Genomic DNA, 17,543 nt, shown 5'->3' on the forward strand with positions numbered 1-17,543 from the left:
GTGTATGGGATTGTGGGACAGATTATTTAAAAAGAAAGGTTATACACCAAGCGGATACGGTGTATTTACTCCAGTCATGAGTATTGGCCGGGATATAATGGATCTACTCAAAGGTGGCAAGTCTGGGTTACTTGAAGAGGCAATGTTTAATTCAGCCAATATATTCAGTGTAGTCCGCGTAATTGTAGATAAGGCAAAACCATGCCCGTGGTTATTGTATGAGGTAAAGGATGAACAAAAGCAGGCTTATTACCTAAACTACCGGCAAAAGGCCGAATTTGCTCATAAAGCAAAGGAATTTAAGGTTAAATCATTGAATGAGGTGCAATCAAGCCCTATACTCGATCTATTAAACAAGCCGAATAACTTTCAAACAGCCATGCAGTTCAGGGAAGACCTGTTTGGTTTCTACAACACCCTTGGAGAGTGTATGATATATGCTGACATTCCTGTTTTAGGCAGAAACGCAGGTAAACCTCAAGCGTTGTATTCATTGCCGCCTCACTTAGTAGAGCCTATTTATTCAGGCGACTTCCGTAACCCGATAAAGCACTATGTTTTCTATTTTGATGGCAGTCCAATCGAAATTGCCCCACATAGGATTTGTCACATCAAGAAATGGAATCCTATGTACAATTATGCTGGCGACGGTTTACATGCTGTTGCTCCTATCGAGGTAGCTCGAAACCTTATTAACAGAGAGAAGGCAAACCAGAAGGCGCAAACGAGAGCATATATCAACGGAGGTAGAGCATTTTTGATCAGTGCGGAACAACCGGCCGGAAATGAGGAAACAATGAGTCAGGATCAACTGGACATAATCAATGACCGGATAAAAGAGAAGCTGCAGGGGCCAGAGAATTATATGAATATCCAGGCGACATCTGCATCCGTAAAAGTTCATAACATTGGAGATAGTGTGGCTGACTTAAAACTCATCGAAGCCGATAAAGAAGATCTTAGAAAAGTTTGTATGATATTCAATGTTGACCCATTGCTGGTGGGTATTAAGGATGGTGCTAAGTATGATAGTTCAGAAGTGGCTCATAAATCATTGGTTACTCAGAACGTTATGCCTCAACATAATGATATTACGGAGTCATTAAATTACTGGCTTGTGCCAATGATGACTAAAGGCGATAATCGAAAGTACTTCTTAGAGGCTGACAGCGAGTTTTATCCGGAACTTCAACCAGATGCTAAGCTTATGAGGGAAATTTATGGCAACGGGCATTTTACCACTAATGAGTTTAGAGGCATAATAGGTTGGGATGCTCATCCGGACAAGGTTGCCGACATAATGTTGCTGCCAAGTAATCTTAAACAAACAAGTACGGAGATTAATATGCAACAGACAAGCCAACAATCAAGTGGATTAAATGAGTCGGAAACACCTGCTGGCAATAGTAAAACATAGTATGCTAAAATATTAAGCAAATTTATGCTAAAATAATTTTGAAATTTAGCAAAAGCTATTTATCTTAGCAGAAGAATGTTCATTAATAGTTTGGTTTAGTGAGGTTGGTTAGTGGTCAGGGGATGACAAATTGATTAAGGGTAAGATAGAGGTGTGTGTTTGATTACGTGTTGTTGGTTCTATCTTGCCCTTTTTCTGTAAAGTGAGAGTGATTATGCTGGGTATGTTAACAAAAGGGATTTCCCAAGGTTTTAAAGATGTAGATGTTAAGCAAGGTATCGTAACCGGATATTTTGCTCATTTTGGTTCAAAGGACAGCGATGGGGATATCATTGTTCAAGGGGCATTTTCCAAATCTATTCGAGAGAATGGGCCAAAGTCGAAGAACCCACGTATCAAACATTTACTTGATCACAACAAAAAGAATGCTGTTGCTACTATCCTGGAGCTTAAAGAGGATTCATTTGGATTGTACTATGAATCTAAAGCAGGAAGACACACCGCTGGCCGTGATTTCTTACTTATGGTTGAGGATGGTATCATTACCGAACACTCACATGGGTATATCACGATTAACGAGCAGCAAAAATCAGATGCTAATTACATTTATGAAAATATGCTATTGGAAGGGTCAAGCCTTCAGTTCTGGGGGGCAAACTCAAACACACCTGTTACCGGTGTTAAATCAGCAGATGACCTATTTCAAACCATTTCAATGCTAGAGAAAGCTGTAAGGAATGGTAAATACACAGACGAAACATTTATTCAATTAACTGAACGTATCAAGTCACTTTATGACCTTATGCAGCCGGGAAAATCCACTGAAAAGGAAGTCGAGCCGACGGTCTACAGCGCAGTTATAGCAGGATTATAAAAGCAATTTTTCACAGAAAAGATAAGTGAGATGGACGAGAAAGAAAAAGAAGCATTAGAAAAAGTGAAAGCTGCACAGAAAGAGGCGGCAGAGGAAGCTACAAAAGGTTTCAAAGCGCAGTTAGATGAGGCAGAAAAGAAGGCCAAATCAGCCGAAGATCGCGCAGAAAAAGCAGAAAATAAGGTAAAAGAACTTGAAGGTAGTCAAGAGGAAATGCAAAAACACTTAGATCAATTAGATCTCAAGTTGCAAAATGGTGGCGGATCAGGTAAAGGAGAGTCTTTAGAGAAAATGTTAGAGAAATCTAAGGATGCTATTGCAGCGGTCAAATCTGGTGAGCGAGGCGGATTTCAAAACGTTGTTTCGTTTGAAAAGGCTGCCACTGATATCACTGTAACGGGATTTCAAGGTGACGCGTCGGCATATGTGCCGGCCCCAGTTATTGAGCCTGGGTTAAACCAAGCGCCCCGTATTGATTACAATATCATGAACTATGCTGATACGCAGAGCACGTCAAGCCCAGTTATCGTTTGGATCAACAAAGTAAATGAGGAAGGTCATGCTTTGTTTATTGGTGAAGGTGACTTAAAGCCTTTGCGTTCTTTTGGTATTGCGAAAGAAACATCTAACGCTAAAAAGATTGCAGTTCGTTTCCGCGTTTCTACCGAAGCATTGGATGATGTCCCATTCTTGGCATCTGAAATCCGTAAAGATGGAATTATGGAGGTTGACGAGCAGACAGCTGCTAAGTTACTGACTGGTACAGGCACTGGGGATGAACCTAAAGGTCTTACTTTGTATGCAGTTCCTTACTCTTTAACAACCATAAAAGGAGAAGATCCCGACCGTTATGGTGCAATTCGAGCGGCTATTGCACAAGTTAGATCCATGAAGTTCAGAGCCAATGCGGCATTCATCAACCCGATCGATGCAGCTAATATGGATCTTAAAAAAGCAGGGACAGGAAACGGTCAGTACGTTTTACCTCCATTCACAACCGCAGACGGGCAGCGGATAGGTGCAACAGCTATTGTAGAATCCGACGAGATTCCTGTAGGTAAAGTTCTGGTTGGGGATATGACTCGTTTCCATATCCGTATGTACAAAGGAAAGCAAGTACAAATCGGTTTAGATGGCGATGACTTCTCCCATAACATGCGTACCGTCCTAGTTGAGCAGCGTTTACATGCTTATGTAAAATCAGTTGACCAAGGCGCGTTTGTTTATGATGATTTTGCGAACATCATCGCAGCTTTAACGCCAGCTCCTTAATCGGAGTTGGCTATTTATTCACTCTAATTTTATTCAATCATGGCAGATAAAAAAGAAGAAAAGGTAGTAGACCTTACAAAGAAGGTGACAGTAGAAGCAACAAAAGATTTCCCCGGACGAGAAGAGGGGGAAAAGTTCGAAGTATCAGCTTTATTGGTGGATAGCTTCAAGAAGAAGAAGTTTATCAAATAGACTTAGCAATATGGTACAAGTTAGGGGTTCGATTCCCCTAATTGCTACAAAGAAATGACTATGATCAGAAAGTTTATTAAAAAGAATATTAAGCCGTTAGAAGGTGTAGAGCTAACGCAGTTAAATAGAAAACAGGTTTTAGAATGGCTTTCAGGCAATGGTAAAGAAGGGCCAGATGGTTCGATATTCTTGAAAACTCCCGAATCAGGCGAAGGAACTCAAATTGTCCATACCGGTAAGTTTATCCTCAAGGGATACACAGAACAGTTAGGGTGGCACTTTTGGCCTGTTGATGAAAGTTATATGGCTGAAAATTATGATGAATATCCAGTAAAAGTTGTAAGAAATGTACAAGTTTAAAGCAAAAGTATTGATCAGTAAGAAACCAACATGTAACTGTGGAGGGTTTTATCATCCAGGGGATGTGTTTACTGAAACAAACGAGCAAAAGGCTAAGAGATATATAGCTAAAGATTGGGTTGATGTATTGGAATCGCCGGTTGCTGAAAAAGAGGAAAAGCAAGTTCGAAAAACCAAAGAGTATAAAGGGTAATGCTAAACATTGAGATATTAGAGGTTATTGGTGCTGAGCCTGTCACGTTATCTGAGGCAAAGAGATATTGTAAAGTAGATGATGATTATACCGAAGAGGATAGCTTGATTACTGAGCTTATTTCCTCTGCGCGGTCATCCATAGAACAATGGGCCAATATATCTTTAGTTGAAAAGCGTATCAAGGTGTATTCTGACACTACTAAAACACTTTGGCTTCCATGTTCACCGGTTATTGAGATTGAAGGTGTGGTTGACAATGAAGGCCATCCAATACCATTTGATCAGACAATTAAGTTTAAGGTTCGCATCGAGCAGGCAGGAGGTTATTTTATTACATACAGGGCAGGATTTAAGCCATTGCCAACCGACCTTAAAATTGCCGTACTAAAACAGGTAGCTACTGATTTCGACAATCGGGAAAACTTTATTATCAATAGCAATAATCAGCAGCAAAGCGGTACCAATCTAGCTAACTCAACGAAGAACTATGTCAAACCTTATTCGCGTAACCTATGGCTTTAAATACACAAATAGGGAGACGAAGGCAGATTATCCTTATCAAGAGGTTGGAGATAATACCTGATGAAGGTGGAGGCTCTGACAGCACACTGGTGGATTACTGGAAGACATGGGCCGAAGTTAAAGAAGTCCGAGCCACACGGGTAGCAGAGAGCTATCAGGATAGACTTAAAAAGGTTTTCTCCGTAAAAATCCGGTATCGAAAAGATAAGGTAGTGTCCAGCGACATGCGTATAGTGATAAAAGGCAAAGAATATGCTATTGATGGGAATGAAAATATTGACGAGAGAGACGGTTACATTGAAATAATAGCAGTTGCAAGTAAGGTATGATTGAGAACGGGAGCGAATATTTGGTATTTATAAAAAGAGCTGGTGATGATAATTGGAAGACAATCGCCTGCTTGGTAGCAAATGAGCTCCAGATAGAAGCCGAAACTATTGAAACATCCAGCGAATGCGATGGTAAATATTCAAACCATAGAAATAGTAAAATATCATTTACAATTTCTGCTCAAGGTTATGCTATAGATGACGGACTGGAGGCATCACAAGTCAGCCATAACGCTTTGTTTGATCTTTCAGTGAGTGGTGAGCCTTTTGATATAAAAATAGCCAAAATCGGCAGCTTATACGCCCGTCAAGGAAGAGTAACAATAGTAAGCTATACGGAGAATCAGACAATGAATGAAGCGTTTTCTTTCAGCGTCACATTCAAAGGTAAAGGAAAGATAAACGGCAATTTCCTTAAATACCTGGCAGATAATTTTGGTAAATATATTGTTCCCAGCACTGGGGAAAAGATAATAGTTGAAGTACATGGCAATTAAGGGACTAAACACGGCTCAAAGGATGCTAGACCGAAAGCTCAAAAAATACCGTAATGGTGTTAGGGCCTTAGTTAGGTCTACCGGTGAGCATGTACAGTCTGCGGCAAAATTAGGCGCACCTCCAATGATAGATGCCTTAATTGAAGGTAAAATCGTATCGAATAAAAATGGATACGGGTATGTAGTTCAGGTTAATGAAATGCCTGGATCAGGGATAATGCGAAATATGCCTGTATACCTAGAATTTGGTACCGGTTTGTATGCTGCCAACTATGTTAGAACATTGCCTGAAGAGTGGCAAAAGGCGGCCCTCAGATACTATATAAATGGTAAGGGCACCACCAAGACCCATCCATATTTACAGCCTGCGTGGGTAACGGCAACAAGTGGATTTATTGAAAAGGTGAAAGGAGTTTTAAGATCATGAGGCTAGATCCATCATACGAGGTAAGAGTTGGGTATTTGGGGTCGCTGCAAAATTTATTGTATAAAGGCGTTTTGGTTCCTGTGTTCGACGAGATAAGAACCTCAACTGACACATCAAAGAACTACATAATTATTTCTGGGCAAACAGTTTCAGAAGAGAGCTTAAAATGTGGATTCGCAACTAACAACGCTATCAGTTTGAATATTGTAACTACATTTTCTTTAGGGACAGGTTCAAAAAAGACAAGTGAAGAGATAGCAAATTTAGTCTTAGAACGTGTTTATCCCGAAAATGGCGAAACCGGAATTACAATAAATAATTTCCATATATGGAAGACAATAATGACAATGAATAGAACTTTGATTGACGATACGGCCGATCAGAGAATAATCACAAAAATATTAACGTTTCAGCATAACATTAACAGTATTGTATAACAATTTAAAGAGGTAAGAAGATGGCAGACAGATTTGAGAACGGGAAAGATTACCTATTATTCATTAAACCAGAAGCAGCATGGTTGACTGTTGCTTGTATTACAACTAACGGTTTTGAAGGTACTACAGACACAATTGACGGCAGCTCCAAATGTTCAGATGGTTGGGCCGGGGGCGCGGCAGGGAATAAAAGCTGGACAATGAATGCAGATGGCAACGCTATTGATGCAGGTTTGGAACCTAGTGAGGCAAGCTTTAAGGCCCTATTTGATTTGTGGAAATCAGGAGCTACAGTGCCTGTTAAGATCGCGAAAGTAGGCAGCACATATGTCCGTTACGGAGAAGCGTATATTTCCAACTATACGGAGACTCAGGGCAACAATGAACCATTCACATTTAGCGCAACATTCCAAGGAGTCGGCGAGCCTGCAGATGCAGAACCAGTAACACCATAAGGAGGGATGTATGAAGATCGATCTAATTTTAGGGGGTGAAACAATCCCCCTTTATTTCGGGATGGTTGCATTCGAGGAAATGCAAAAGTTACTTGGTGTTGGTTATGCAGGGGCAAACAAGTATGCTGTAGATGTCGTATGGTCAGGATATATAAACCACTGTGCCGTGGAGTCTATTTATCCAGTGTATACACATCAGATGATCTACATGAAATTTGAAGAGTTATTCTTTAATGAAGAATATAAAAATAATGTAAATGAGGTCATGGATGCCTTCGAAAAGTCAAAAGCAGGGGCAAAACTTTTCGAAGAAGTTGATAAGCAATTGCAGGTACTCGAGGTAGCTGAGGAAGTAATAAAAAAAAAGACGTCTACGAGGAAATCAAAGAAATAGCGTTCGGTCAGATGGGGTTAAGTCCTGTTGATTATGCAAGGCTTTCGCCAAGGGATTTTTCTTTAAAATATTCAGGATTCATAAAAGGCGAGGTCAATCAGAAGAAAGACTTACGCCTTTTATTATGGACTGTAGTAAAAGGCTATGCAGATCCGCAGAAGTTGCCTAAAACGGTTGAAGAATGGTGGCCGATTGATGAACATGACAAGGAAGTAATTAAATCTAATTCGTCTAATCCTGAATTATGGAGCGATGAAAAGAAAGACTTAGCTAAGGATTTGATCAAACGAATGACAGGAGGGTAGTTATGGCAGATGCAGTATTAAGTGTAGAGGTAAGGGCAAAGCTTGATGCCCTTGCTAGAGGGTTGAATAGTGGGGGAAAGACTATCGAGTCATTTGTTCGGAAAGGAGACAGGAATCTAAGTAAAATTGAACAACGTCTTTCGACCTTCGGCAACAGCTCCAGGAACATAGCCAACAATATAAAAAATTCATTTGGTGGGATCACATTAAATAGGTTTTTACAGGATATTAGCGCAAATAAGACAGCGTTAACTGACGTAAAGCGAGAAGCTATGGCTTTTGCTGTTGAACTATCTAAAATCGATAGGCAGGCTTTCAGCGGGATGAATGCTGGAGTGAAGGATCTGGTAAAATCATTTAGAACTTTAAATGCGTTAGCATCACAGTTTAGAAATAATTCCACATCCGCAAACGGCGGGGCGAGTAGCCTCCAGCAGGCACGGTTGGACGCCGCCAATTATAGGACTGAAATAGCGCGGCTAAATAGGGATTTGGCGGCATTGAGGTTGCAGCAAGCCCAGAATAGGCAAGGTGGTCAGGCGGCTGCTGGATCTTACCGAGAGGCACAGCAACGGTTAACTGCATTAGGTCAGGCAATACGTAATGCTGCCGGAGGGTTTGATTCATCTAACCCCGCGGTACAGAGACAGATAAAAGCCTATCGAGAACTTAACGAGCAGCTTAAAAAATTTGATGCCCAGATGGGTAATCATCAGCGCAACGTAGGTAACTATGGTAGTGCATTTGCTGGCGCGATACCATACTTAGGGGAATTTACTTCAATTGCTGGGGTGGCAACCATGGCTATTGAAGGCCTAAAGAAGTCGTTTACAACAAATCTTAAATACGAGGCTGTAAACCAGGCCCTAAAATACACAAGTGGTAGTTCCTACGAATTTAGCAAGAATTTACAATTTCTAGCTAAGACATCAGATAGGTTAGGGTTGGATTTACTTTCAACAGCGCAGTCATTCAAAATGTGGCAAGGAGCTGCTAAATTTTCCAATCTTACTGCAGATGAGACTAGGCGGATATTTGAATCAGTAGCAAATGCCGGAGCTAAGATGAAGTTGTCTAATGATCAGGTTCAAGGAACATTCTTAGCGCTGTCGCAAATGTTATCAAAAGGCAAGGTTCAGGCAGAAGAACTTAGGGGACAATTAGGAGAGAGGTTGCCAGGCGCCTTTGCGTTAGCCGCAAAAGCAATGGGGGTTACAGAAGCGCAGCTCAATAAAATGCTTGAAACCGGACAAGTTGTTGCTGGAGAATTTTTGCCAAAATTTGCTGATCAGTTAGACATTGCCTTCTCAAATGATAAGGTTGAGAAGATAAATTCAATGCAGGCATCGACAAATCGTCTGAGCACTGAATTTGACAATCTATTTAAATCCGACAATGCCTCATCTTTTTTCACTACGATAATGGACGGGCTAGCTGGTACTATACGAGGATTTAATTCTCTTGTTTCATCTGGAGGTTGGAAGGGATTTTTCGATAAGATGAACCTGTTAAATCCTACTACAGGAAGCACAACAGCGACTATGCTGGGAGACAACATCGGTAAATGGATAGGTAAGTCATTGGGGTTAGATTCATATAGGGATTATAGCTTCAATATAAACAGAGTTCGTGGTACGGGTGCTATTGAAAGCAATCCTTTGGCTGGTCTGGTTCCTAGGAGTGCGTTTAAAGGCCTTGACAACAGATTTGGCTTCGGAGCGACTGATTTTCAGATTTTGCCGGCAAAGGAAATTAAAAATCAATCTGAAGAGCTAGTAAAAAACAAAAAGTATTGGGAGGACCAGGTCAAGGCTATTACTGCGTCTAGAGATGCGCTTGACTCGAACCAGAAAGGCACAAAGAAATGGATTGAATTAACTGCCCAGCTTCAGAAAGCTCAATATAACCTTGATAGTTACAATGACAAAAAAGCCTCGTCTGCTGCTAAGAAAGCTACGAACGAAGCAATAAAAGCATCAAAACAACGGCAACAAGAACAGGAGAAGCTGTCAAAGTTGATAATCGAGTCCAACGATTCGGTACAGAAAAAGGAAAGCACCGGATTAGCAAAGACAAGGGTAGAAATTGATCAAAAATACGCAGCTTGGAAGAGACAGGCGTTAGAATCTGTTCAGTTCGCTGGTGATGCTGCAGAAACAATTAAGCAGTTAGAAATAAATCGTGCTAAAGAAACAGCTGTTGCAGTTAATGATGTCGTAGTTGGCGCTTATAAAAAGAGGTATAAGGAGCAGTTGAATGCTGCACGAGAATTAGTTGAAAATCAACGGAAGTCAGATGCGGACAATATAAGTGTTGACCTAATATTTTCCAGGAGGTTAGATGAAACAGCTAGTCAACGAGCCGTACGGCAATTAAATATACAGTACAAGAAGCTTGCTGAAGATCTTGAGAAAAGCCTTCAATCTCAAAAACTTGGTCTAGGTGTTGATACCGGTGGAGATACTAGACAATTGGCGCTACAAGATGAATTGTACGAGAAAATGGAGCAGATACATGCATTAGATAATAAGATGCGTGTAGATATGGTTGATGGGCGTAATTTGTTTAATGGCACCTTAGAAAAGACAAATGTTCTCTTAGATGAAAATGCGAGGAAGTACCAAGCCGGTTCGATATCACTTGAACAGTTTAAAGCTGTTCAGTCAGAACTGTTGAGCCAACAGGAAATCCTTACTTCTTTAAAAACAGCGTATGATCAGTTAACAGAGGGTGTTGGTAACGCATTTGCCAATATGTTGATCGGAGCCGAAAGCTTCAGTGAAGGAATGGAAAGCGTGTTTAAGCAAATGGTATCTACAATCATTAGCGAGTTGGCAAGATTGGCAGCTGTAAGGTTTTTAGGCGGAATTTTTAGTGGTGGCGTTACTTCGCTGTTGGGCTTCGCGAGCGGTGGGTATACTGGAAATTACGGAATAAATCAGCCTGCCGGTATTGTCCATGGCCAGGAATTTGTTGTGAATGCACGGGCAACAAAACAGTTTAGGCCGCTATTGGAAGGTATAAACTCAGGTAAAGTACCAAATATTAACGATTTTACGCCAAAAATACCTAAAAATATTAGTAATTTACCGTCAATCAGTTCGTTAAATGCTAAAAATAATTTATCTTTATCCGTGGATGTAAACGGACAGATTCAGAACAATACAATAAAGTTGTCTGGAAATAGAGCGGTTCGTAGAGAGAAAAAGATTGGTAGGGGGTGATAAGGGATGTACGGGGAGATATTTTTCCATTCATATTGCATAGATAGTACTGGGAAATCTGCTAGGGTTTCAATCAGGAAGAAAGATTATACAGGGTCGGCAACCTTCGTGGATGCTGGCCCTATTCCTTTTACCAAGCAACTCGTAAATAACGAAGACGATAAGATTGGGGGCATTTATCCAACGGCCTGTATGGTTCAACTCATAGGGGATGAATCGTTTGGTATGGAAGATATATACACAGCTTCGGATGTCGAATTTCAAATTGTACATCTTATAGATGGAGAAATTGACTGGATCGGGTATATGTTGCCAGAAAGCTTTGAGGAGGAGGATAGTAATAATGTCCGTTACCTTAATATAACTGGATTTGACGGGCTAACTAAATTAAAAGATCTGCCTTTCGTTGATTCGAACGGTCAAAATTATGGAGTTTCAGATGGTAATTTTACAAAGACATTTTTGTTTGCCATTAAAGAATGTTTGCTAAAGACTGGGCAAAACTTAGATTTCCTAACCCTGGTGGATAGGAAGCCAATTTTAGCTACAGGCCCATACTATCAATATCCTACCGCTATCGGTTGGGATAATGGAGATGTTGAGTTTTTCCCAGGTGACACCCCGTCTAGTGAATATCAAGCAGGCAGGTATATCAATTACTACATATTTAATGAATCATGGAATAAATGGACAGCAAAAATACTAGAGGCAAATGAAACTGGATCTGGAACCGTTCGCCTTAAATTAAGCAATCCATTTGCTATCGTTAGCGACATATACCTAAATGCTCAATTTTTCTCAGTTGACGATGCCGTCTCAGGGGACGTTCTTGTCGCTTCGAATCATGATGTTCGTACGTGGCTCAATACTGAACCCGATATCTCAGAAAAAGAGAAAAGCCAAGGGCTGCCGTATTTTGATTATACAGGCATTGCGTTTAGTTCGTGGGAAGTTCTTAATAATATAGCTATTCAATTTGACATTAAAATTCAACAAGTAAAAGGCTTGTGGATTGTTGAATCAATGGATAAGGACAGGATATCAGAGCAATATTATCGTTACAACTCAGATGGTATATTTATCAAAAGAGAATCGAGACAATTGCCAAATCATATCCCATGTGAGGATGAACTGAAATTTAAATTCTCTGGTAATGTTCGTTCCGTTGATAAAACATTAAAGCGAGTAGGTGTAAACTATATCTATAGATATATGGTCGAAGGCGACCCGTTAATTAACCTAATTGAAAACGGTAATTTTAGTATCGATCCTTTGCCTGTTCCTGATCCTTCTACTTTTACCCCTAAGCATTGGGAAAGAGAGGTAATATTGAATCCTATAACCCTTAATATACAAACTGGCATGGACGGCACAATTGGGGGGAAGTATATCGAAATAACTACACCTAACGAATTTAACTCGTATAATAGGCTAAAGCCTAAATCAATTGAAGTAACAAAAGGAGATGTTATTTTTCTAGAATGGTATCACCGTATAAATGAAGTAAAAGAAAATACCGGAACATCGTCATTTGCATATACAACGGTAATTTGTGAACTAAAAGGCAACAATGGCGAAATCTATTACTTGGTTAACTCGGGTGATCAGGATGGGTGGAATGATATTTTTTACATGTCTCCTAATCCAAAAGCTAAATGGATAAAAAAAGGTAAAGATAACAGGATATTCCACTTCAATAACAATTACTCCGATAACCATAACCCAGGGGGGCTATCAGATTGGGGAAAAGTAAAAGTAGCTTGTGAAGGTGTCCCCGTTGATGGGGTAATTACCTTAAATTTCGTTGGGTCTGCGAGGTTTCTGTATAAATACAATAGCAGTATGAATAATGCCCCTATAGCATGGAGTTACGTCGTAGACTGGCAAGAATACTTTCAATCAGGTGAGATAAATTATATTGAAGATGTTGCATCGAATCCTGAAAACGTAAAATTTTATAAAGGGGATAAGAACTTATTTATTTACCTGGCAGATGTCCGGGTGACAAGAGTATCAGGTACTCAAAATGGGAAGGGTAGAGTGTACAGGTATATCCAAGACGGTGATTACTTTGACTCTATAGACAATGTATCGATTTATACAGGAGACGAAGCAAATGTAGATCATATTTCCCAAATAACTGTAAACGGACTTGTTACCGATAAATGGATGACAACCGATAATTCATTAGATATAGGGCCAATTGGGTTGCTTCTTGCAAAATCAATTATGAGAAGGTACTATAGACCAAGCAAACTTATTGATGGATCAATCGGCTATCCTTTGCTAGAACTGAACGACTCGATATATTTTGAAGAAGATGCCTCGACCATATATTCAATTAAGCAAGGCGATATCTCTGTTAAGAACAGTCAATTTAGCGGCACATTACAGCAGATGGGGTTCTATTCATTGCCTTATGGAGGGGAAGATTTAGGAGCCGGATCTTTGACTGGTGGATCGTCATCTAGTTCTGTAGGATCAAGTGGGGCAACTCAAAGCTGGGTGATAGCTCAAAATTACCTGATAGCAAGCGATGCTACCTTACAAAGGACTCTTGAAAGAGGGAGTACGGCGTCTTTGATCATGAGTGTCAAAGGAACAAGGAATCAGCAATTGCTATCTATTCCAACTGTTCCGTCTGAGATGGAAGATAGGGTATCAGGTGAAAAATATTTGAGAATAGAAAATGATTATCTAGTTGTCAATGATGACAAGGCTAGAGTAGGGGATTCCGACAAGTGGGAAGGCCAAACATATGCCGAAAAGATTGGTCAAGGATTAAAAACAACAGACAGCCCCACATTCAACAAAGGGACTTTTACATCATTGGCAATTGGGTCTGATGATGGTATAGATTTCATTCAGGAAATTAAACAGCCGGATGATTCAATCGTTAGGATTACTGTAAAATCGGGAATAATAGTGAATAGAGAAATAGTGTAGTAAGATTTTATAATAATATTTATGGCAGCAAGTGAAGAGGATAAAGTGAGATTCCCATCGGGAATGGGGCAGGCCACAAGTGTTAAAGGCGGGGATAAAATAATGCTCGCTGATGCAGACACAGGAGAAACAAAAGTAGCTGATTTTGATCAGGCTAAGACGTATTTAAGTATATCGGGCATTGAAATGAAAGCGGTTGCCGGCGGCGCGTCCTCAGCAACTCCAACTATTTTAGCCCCCGGACCAGCTGGTCAAAATAGGAAAATGGAAGATGTTACTGGCTGGTTTGTGAATGGTACAGGTAATCCCCTTGTCGCTGTTGGAGAACCTTGGGAAGCTCCAACGGGGTTCAAAAATACGAACTGGTGGGATGGTACAGCTGGCGCCTGGAGCTTAGGAAGCAGTGTTCCTTTGCCGATTGTACCATTATCAACAGTATTTGACCCCAACGATACTACCAAAGCTGCTACAGGTAAAGGTACTGGTGACTACCTTACGGCTAACTACCTTGACAATGAAAAAGTAGGGATTAAATCATATAATATCGGTGATAATATAGCGCCTGAATTATCAAATTCTGATTTTAATGATACTTCTGTTTGGGCAAGGGGAGTATTGCTTGCTGATGGATCTGTTTTAGTCCCATGGAGCCAGTATCATACAGTAAAATATTACCCTATTGTTGCGGGTACTTACATCTGTAATTTACAGCTAGGTAGTAATGGTATGGCTGTAGTACTTTATGATAAAGACAGGAATGTTGTAAAAGCATATACTAACCAGGCAAATACTGATTGGAACATCGTAGCTGATGAAGACGGCTTTATAAGGTTTTCCAAACTATCCTCTCAAGCAGTTGAATTAGATTATTGTAAAACCCAACAGGCATACAGTGGTAGTATAGATGACTCCAATATTGTTTCTAAAACATTTGCAAGCGACAACCTTATTGGTGTTAATGAGCCTGCCAAAATTCAAAAGATTTTACAACCTAAGTTTTTTAAAAACGCCACAAGAAATATTGATTATTCAGCATTTATAGATATAATACTTACAGGTGGATCACGACTTGAATTAAAGTATCCAGATGGAAAATGGTTGGATCTATACGTTACATTTATACGTATTTATGGGCTAGGAGGGTCAACAAGTAACACGATAGTTCAGATAGTCAAGAGAGACCCTGTAACTGGAACAGTAGTACTAAATCAAAATGTTGTGGCGTCTTGTAATGTAGCGGGACCTATAATAGATGAAAACGGGTACGTATCTGTGGATTTAACACCAGTAAATAACTCAAATCTATATTTCTCTGTAATTATCAACACGAATAAATTGACAGTAGGTGTGGATACTGGTGTTACGCTTGAAGATACACTGCATTTAGATACTGCATATTTAAGTGCAAATTTTAAACTAGGGTATTCTGTTATGTCTTCTGAAAGTGGCAGACAGTTAGGCGACTCTTTAACTGAATTCAAAACTATACCTGAATACATTGGTAAAAATTTAGGTATACCTTTCCTTAATTGCGGGGTCGGTGGGACAAGAATGTCATACCATGAGGATGCTCGTTATGGAGCATTGTCCTTTTACAAGATTGCCGAAGCTATTGCTGATACAGCAAGTACAGACGAAACTATCAGACAAAACGCTTGGAACTCGGTGGTAAATGCTATTAATGCTATTATACCTACAGTAACAGCTGCAAGACAACGAAGGTTGGAAAGGACACGTGACAATTTGGTCAATACCGACTGGTCTAAAGTTACAATTTTGACTGTTTGGTTTGGCACCAATGATTTTACAGTACCTCTTGTTCCAGGAACTTCGACACCTCCACCAATTGGAGAGATAAGTCTTGCTAATAAGGATGTCATGACGATAGTTGGAGCTATGAATTATGGTATAGATAAAATACAGTCTGCATACCCACAAATCAGGCCAAACTTTGTAACTCCAAAATTCAGATATTTTGATACAGGAGGGGTTGTTTGGAATATTGACGATTATGTTAACCCAATCGGATTAAAATTAACCGATGTAGTTGATGGTATTAAGCAAATGGCTGCACTTAATCATTTGCCTTGCTGTGATATGTTAAGAGATTCAGGAATGAATAAATATAATCATTCATTGTTTTATGAAGACTCTACACACGACAATGAATTAGGTGCTCAAGTTGATGCTAAAGTGCTATCGGCTTTCTTGAAATCAAAATATTTTTTTGGGTAATAAAATGACAAAGAAAGAATTAATACTATTTATCCAAAGATCCGTCGGGGCAGCTCCCGACGGTATTATAGGTCGCGAGACACTGACCAAGTTCGCAGCAAAGTTCGGCCGCACTCGTGTCCAGACTTTACACTTCTTCGCAAACATACATCACGAAAGCGGAGGGTTTACGATAGTCCGAGAGAATATGAACTACACCGCTCCACGGATTATGCAAATATTCGGTGTCGGGCGGCACTCGGCAAGAGTTACAGTAGCAGAAGCGGGGCGGCTGGCCGGAAATCCCTACGAACTTGCCGAACGTGTCTACGGACTGGGTAACCCTCGCAAGGCGGCTGAGCTGGGTAACACTCGCCCGGGGGACGGATGGAAGTATCGCGGTGGCGGAGCTTTACAGATCACTGGGGGAAGTGATTACAAACGCTATGGCGGTCAGGAGCTGTATGACAATCCTGATCTGATCGGGGAGTCGGCCTACTACTTTACGACTGCAGTCCGAGAGTTCGACGCAAAAAACATATGGGCCAAGGCTAAGGATTTGAGCGAGGAAAGCATCCGCGCAGTATGTAGGACCGTAAATGGAGGATATAACGGACTTGCGGATAGGAGGGACAAGATTAATTATTATGCTAGTTTGTGGAAATAATGGAAAAAAAGGAACAACAACAGCCAACCTTTATGCAGATAGTTCGGCATCCGGTGACCTATGCACTGGTAGTCGTTGTATCTGTATTTTGGACAGTGTTGTACTGGGTAACTGATCGGGGAGACAGTCAAAATGATAAGATGCTGGAAATGCAAGACCGGCTATACAAGCAAATGATCGAGGAAGTCCGCAAGCAAGTTACGCCTGCAGTGGATAAGGTCAATCAAGCAGCCACTAAGGTTGATAGCGCTGCTGTTAAAGTCGATAGTGTTGCTCAGCAACAGAAGAAAGGAGGTAAGCGATGAAGTGGATTATTCTATTACTCATGGTAGGATCAACCTATTCAGACGCGAGGCCGAAGTATAAGGTAGTGAATGTCGCTCAGCCTTTGGAGGACTTGGTGCCTAAACTGGAAAACTTAGCTGATAAACTCACTGATCTGTCAAAAAAAATGAAATAGCTATGAGATTAACACTGATATTGATAGTCTGCATCCTGTTATCTGGGTGCGGGCTATTCCGTAAGACAACCAAAGTCAACAAGCAGCTTGATGCTGTGTCTGTGTCCAGTGATGTTAAGGTGTCTACGGAAACATCTGCCGGTAAGGTGGACAAGACTAAGGAAACGACAAACACGACCTCAGAAGGAGAGGATAAAGTGAAGGTCTATCCAACGCCAGGAACAGATCTAAAAATCGATCCTGATGGTTCGATGACATTTAGAGCCGATAGTATAGTTTCGTTCACTAAGCGGAAAACGGATCAGGCTCGTGAAATTTTGAAGGATATTCGGGAGAACCTACACCAAAATGTTAAT

The 17,543-nt window shown here is 40.5% G+C and carries 19 protein-coding genes; all 19 read left to right on the forward strand.

The genetic code is table 11. The features are described from left to right. Positions 1-4 precede the first annotated feature (4 nt). Entirely contained in the window at positions 5-1,417 is a 1,413-nt protein-coding gene (locus K7A41_RS01535) for a phage portal protein (protein ID WP_265712289.1), read from the forward strand. A gap of 214 nt (positions 1,418-1,631) precedes the next feature. Next, on the forward strand, positions 1,632-2,291 hold the full coding sequence (locus K7A41_RS01540) for an HK97 family phage prohead protease (RefSeq protein ID WP_265712290.1): 660 nt from the start codon (positions 1,632-1,634) through the stop codon (positions 2,289-2,291). Positions 2,292-2,321: 30 nt separating this feature from the next. Continuing rightward, positions 2,322-3,563 (forward strand): phage major capsid protein, encoded by a 1,242-nt coding sequence (locus K7A41_RS01545; RefSeq protein ID WP_265712291.1) that lies wholly within the window; start codon positions 2,322-2,324, stop codon positions 3,561-3,563. Between the two features lie 39 nt (positions 3,564-3,602). Continuing rightward, complete coding sequence (locus tag K7A41_RS01550) at positions 3,603-3,755, forward strand: hypothetical protein (RefSeq protein WP_265712292.1); 153 nt, start codon at positions 3,603-3,605, stop codon at positions 3,753-3,755. 60 nt (positions 3,756-3,815) lie between these two features. Beyond that, positions 3,816-4,115, forward strand: coding sequence for a hypothetical protein (locus K7A41_RS01555; RefSeq protein ID WP_265712293.1), 300 nt, complete (start codon positions 3,816-3,818; stop codon positions 4,113-4,115). Next, complete coding sequence (locus K7A41_RS01560; RefSeq protein WP_265712294.1) at positions 4,102-4,308, forward strand: hypothetical protein; 207 nt, start codon at positions 4,102-4,104, stop codon at positions 4,306-4,308. The genes K7A41_RS01555 and K7A41_RS01560 overlap by 14 nt, the downstream gene beginning before the upstream one ends. After that, entirely contained in the window at positions 4,308-4,832 is a 525-nt protein-coding gene (locus K7A41_RS01565) for a head-tail connector protein (protein WP_265712295.1), read from the forward strand. The genes K7A41_RS01560 and K7A41_RS01565 overlap by 1 nt, the downstream gene beginning before the upstream one ends. After that, the gene (locus K7A41_RS01570; RefSeq protein WP_265712296.1) at positions 4,823-5,161 is read left to right on the forward strand and encodes a phage head closure protein; all 339 of its coding nucleotides are present in this window, start codon (positions 4,823-4,825) and stop codon (positions 5,159-5,161) included. Before K7A41_RS01565 ends, K7A41_RS01570 begins: the two co-directional genes overlap by 10 nt. Then, complete coding sequence (locus K7A41_RS01575; protein WP_265712297.1) at positions 5,158-5,658, forward strand: phage tail tube protein; 501 nt, start codon at positions 5,158-5,160, stop codon at positions 5,656-5,658. Before K7A41_RS01570 ends, K7A41_RS01575 begins: the two co-directional genes overlap by 4 nt. Beyond that, on the forward strand, positions 5,648-6,085 hold the full coding sequence (locus K7A41_RS01580) for a hypothetical protein (RefSeq protein ID WP_265712298.1): 438 nt from the start codon (positions 5,648-5,650) through the stop codon (positions 6,083-6,085). The genes K7A41_RS01575 and K7A41_RS01580 overlap by 11 nt, the downstream gene beginning before the upstream one ends. 457 nt (positions 6,086-6,542) lie before the next feature. Beyond that, positions 6,543-6,977 (forward strand): phage tail tube protein, encoded by a 435-nt coding sequence (locus K7A41_RS01585; RefSeq protein ID WP_265712299.1) that lies wholly within the window; start codon positions 6,543-6,545, stop codon positions 6,975-6,977. A 10-nt stretch (positions 6,978-6,987) separates the two neighbouring features. Further along, entirely contained in the window at positions 6,988-7,371 is a 384-nt protein-coding gene (locus K7A41_RS01590; RefSeq protein ID WP_265712300.1) for a hypothetical protein, read from the forward strand. 11 nt (positions 7,372-7,382) lie between these two features. After that, a complete protein-coding gene (locus K7A41_RS01595) occupies positions 7,383-7,676 on the forward strand; it encodes a hypothetical protein (RefSeq protein WP_265712301.1) in 294 nt (97 codons plus the stop codon). A gap of 2 nt (positions 7,677-7,678) precedes the next feature. Then, a complete protein-coding gene (locus K7A41_RS01600) occupies positions 7,679-10,900 on the forward strand; it encodes a tape measure protein (protein ID WP_265712302.1) in 3,222 nt (1,073 codons plus the stop codon). 225 nt (positions 10,901-11,125) lie between these two features. Then, the gene (locus K7A41_RS01605; protein ID WP_265712303.1) at positions 11,126-13,846 is read left to right on the forward strand and encodes a hypothetical protein; all 2,721 of its coding nucleotides are present in this window, start codon (positions 11,126-11,128) and stop codon (positions 13,844-13,846) included. A gap of 21 nt (positions 13,847-13,867) precedes the next feature. Beyond that, positions 13,868-16,081 (forward strand): SGNH/GDSL hydrolase family protein, encoded by a 2,214-nt coding sequence (locus tag K7A41_RS01610; protein ID WP_265712304.1) that lies wholly within the window; start codon positions 13,868-13,870, stop codon positions 16,079-16,081. A 4-nt stretch (positions 16,082-16,085) separates the two neighbouring features. Then, positions 16,086-16,727 carry a glycoside hydrolase family 19 protein gene (locus K7A41_RS01615; RefSeq protein WP_265712305.1) on the forward strand — a complete coding sequence of 214 codons (642 nt, stop codon included), beginning with the start codon at positions 16,086-16,088 and terminating at the stop codon, positions 16,725-16,727. Between the two features lie 32 nt (positions 16,728-16,759). Then, the gene (locus K7A41_RS01620) at positions 16,760-17,032 is read left to right on the forward strand and encodes a hypothetical protein (RefSeq protein ID WP_265712306.1); all 273 of its coding nucleotides are present in this window, start codon (positions 16,760-16,762) and stop codon (positions 17,030-17,032) included. A 157-nt stretch (positions 17,033-17,189) separates the two neighbouring features. Further along, positions 17,190-17,543, forward strand: a 354-nt coding sequence (locus tag K7A41_RS01625) for a hypothetical protein (protein ID WP_265712307.1), incomplete at its 3' end; no start/stop codon positions are given.

The organism is Sphingobacterium sp. InxBP1 (assembly GCF_026191775.1).
GTDB lineage: Bacteria > Bacteroidota > Bacteroidia > Sphingobacteriales > Sphingobacteriaceae > Sphingobacterium > Sphingobacterium thalpophilum.

Excerpts from the sequence above, each read along its gene's own strand:
- K7A41_RS01535 (WP_265712289.1), top strand. The coding sequence starts at position 5 with ATGGGATTGTGGGACAGATTATTTAAAAAGAAAGGTTATACACCAAGC.
- K7A41_RS01540 (WP_265712290.1), top strand. The coding sequence starts at position 1,632 with ATGCTGGGTATGTTAACAAAAGGGATTTCCCAAGGTTTTAAAGATGTA.
- K7A41_RS01545 (WP_265712291.1), top strand. The coding sequence starts at position 2,322 with ATGGACGAGAAAGAAAAAGAAGCATTAGAAAAAGTGAAAGCTGCACAG.
- K7A41_RS01550 (WP_265712292.1), top strand. The coding sequence starts at position 3,603 with ATGGCAGATAAAAAAGAAGAAAAGGTAGTAGACCTTACAAAGAAGGTG.
- K7A41_RS01555 (WP_265712293.1), top strand. The coding sequence starts at position 3,816 with ATGATCAGAAAGTTTATTAAAAAGAATATTAAGCCGTTAGAAGGTGTA.
- K7A41_RS01560 (WP_265712294.1), top strand. The coding sequence starts at position 4,102 with ATGTACAAGTTTAAAGCAAAAGTATTGATCAGTAAGAAACCAACATGT.
- K7A41_RS01565 (WP_265712295.1), top strand. The coding sequence starts at position 4,308 with ATGCTAAACATTGAGATATTAGAGGTTATTGGTGCTGAGCCTGTCACG.
- K7A41_RS01570 (WP_265712296.1), top strand. The coding sequence starts at position 4,823 with ATGGCTTTAAATACACAAATAGGGAGACGAAGGCAGATTATCCTTATC.
- K7A41_RS01575 (WP_265712297.1), top strand. The coding sequence starts at position 5,158 with ATGATTGAGAACGGGAGCGAATATTTGGTATTTATAAAAAGAGCTGGT.
- K7A41_RS01580 (WP_265712298.1), top strand. The coding sequence starts at position 5,648 with ATGGCAATTAAGGGACTAAACACGGCTCAAAGGATGCTAGACCGAAAG.
- K7A41_RS01585 (WP_265712299.1), top strand. The coding sequence starts at position 6,543 with ATGGCAGACAGATTTGAGAACGGGAAAGATTACCTATTATTCATTAAA.
- K7A41_RS01590 (WP_265712300.1), top strand. The coding sequence starts at position 6,988 with ATGAAGATCGATCTAATTTTAGGGGGTGAAACAATCCCCCTTTATTTC.
- K7A41_RS01595 (WP_265712301.1), top strand. The coding sequence starts at position 7,383 with ATGGGGTTAAGTCCTGTTGATTATGCAAGGCTTTCGCCAAGGGATTTT.
- K7A41_RS01600 (WP_265712302.1), top strand. The coding sequence starts at position 7,679 with ATGGCAGATGCAGTATTAAGTGTAGAGGTAAGGGCAAAGCTTGATGCC.
- K7A41_RS01605 (WP_265712303.1), top strand. The coding sequence starts at position 11,126 with ATGGAAGATATATACACAGCTTCGGATGTCGAATTTCAAATTGTACAT.
- K7A41_RS01610 (WP_265712304.1), top strand. The coding sequence starts at position 13,868 with ATGGCAGCAAGTGAAGAGGATAAAGTGAGATTCCCATCGGGAATGGGG.
- K7A41_RS01615 (WP_265712305.1), top strand. The coding sequence starts at position 16,086 with ATGACAAAGAAAGAATTAATACTATTTATCCAAAGATCCGTCGGGGCA.
- K7A41_RS01620 (WP_265712306.1), top strand. The coding sequence starts at position 16,760 with ATGCAGATAGTTCGGCATCCGGTGACCTATGCACTGGTAGTCGTTGTA.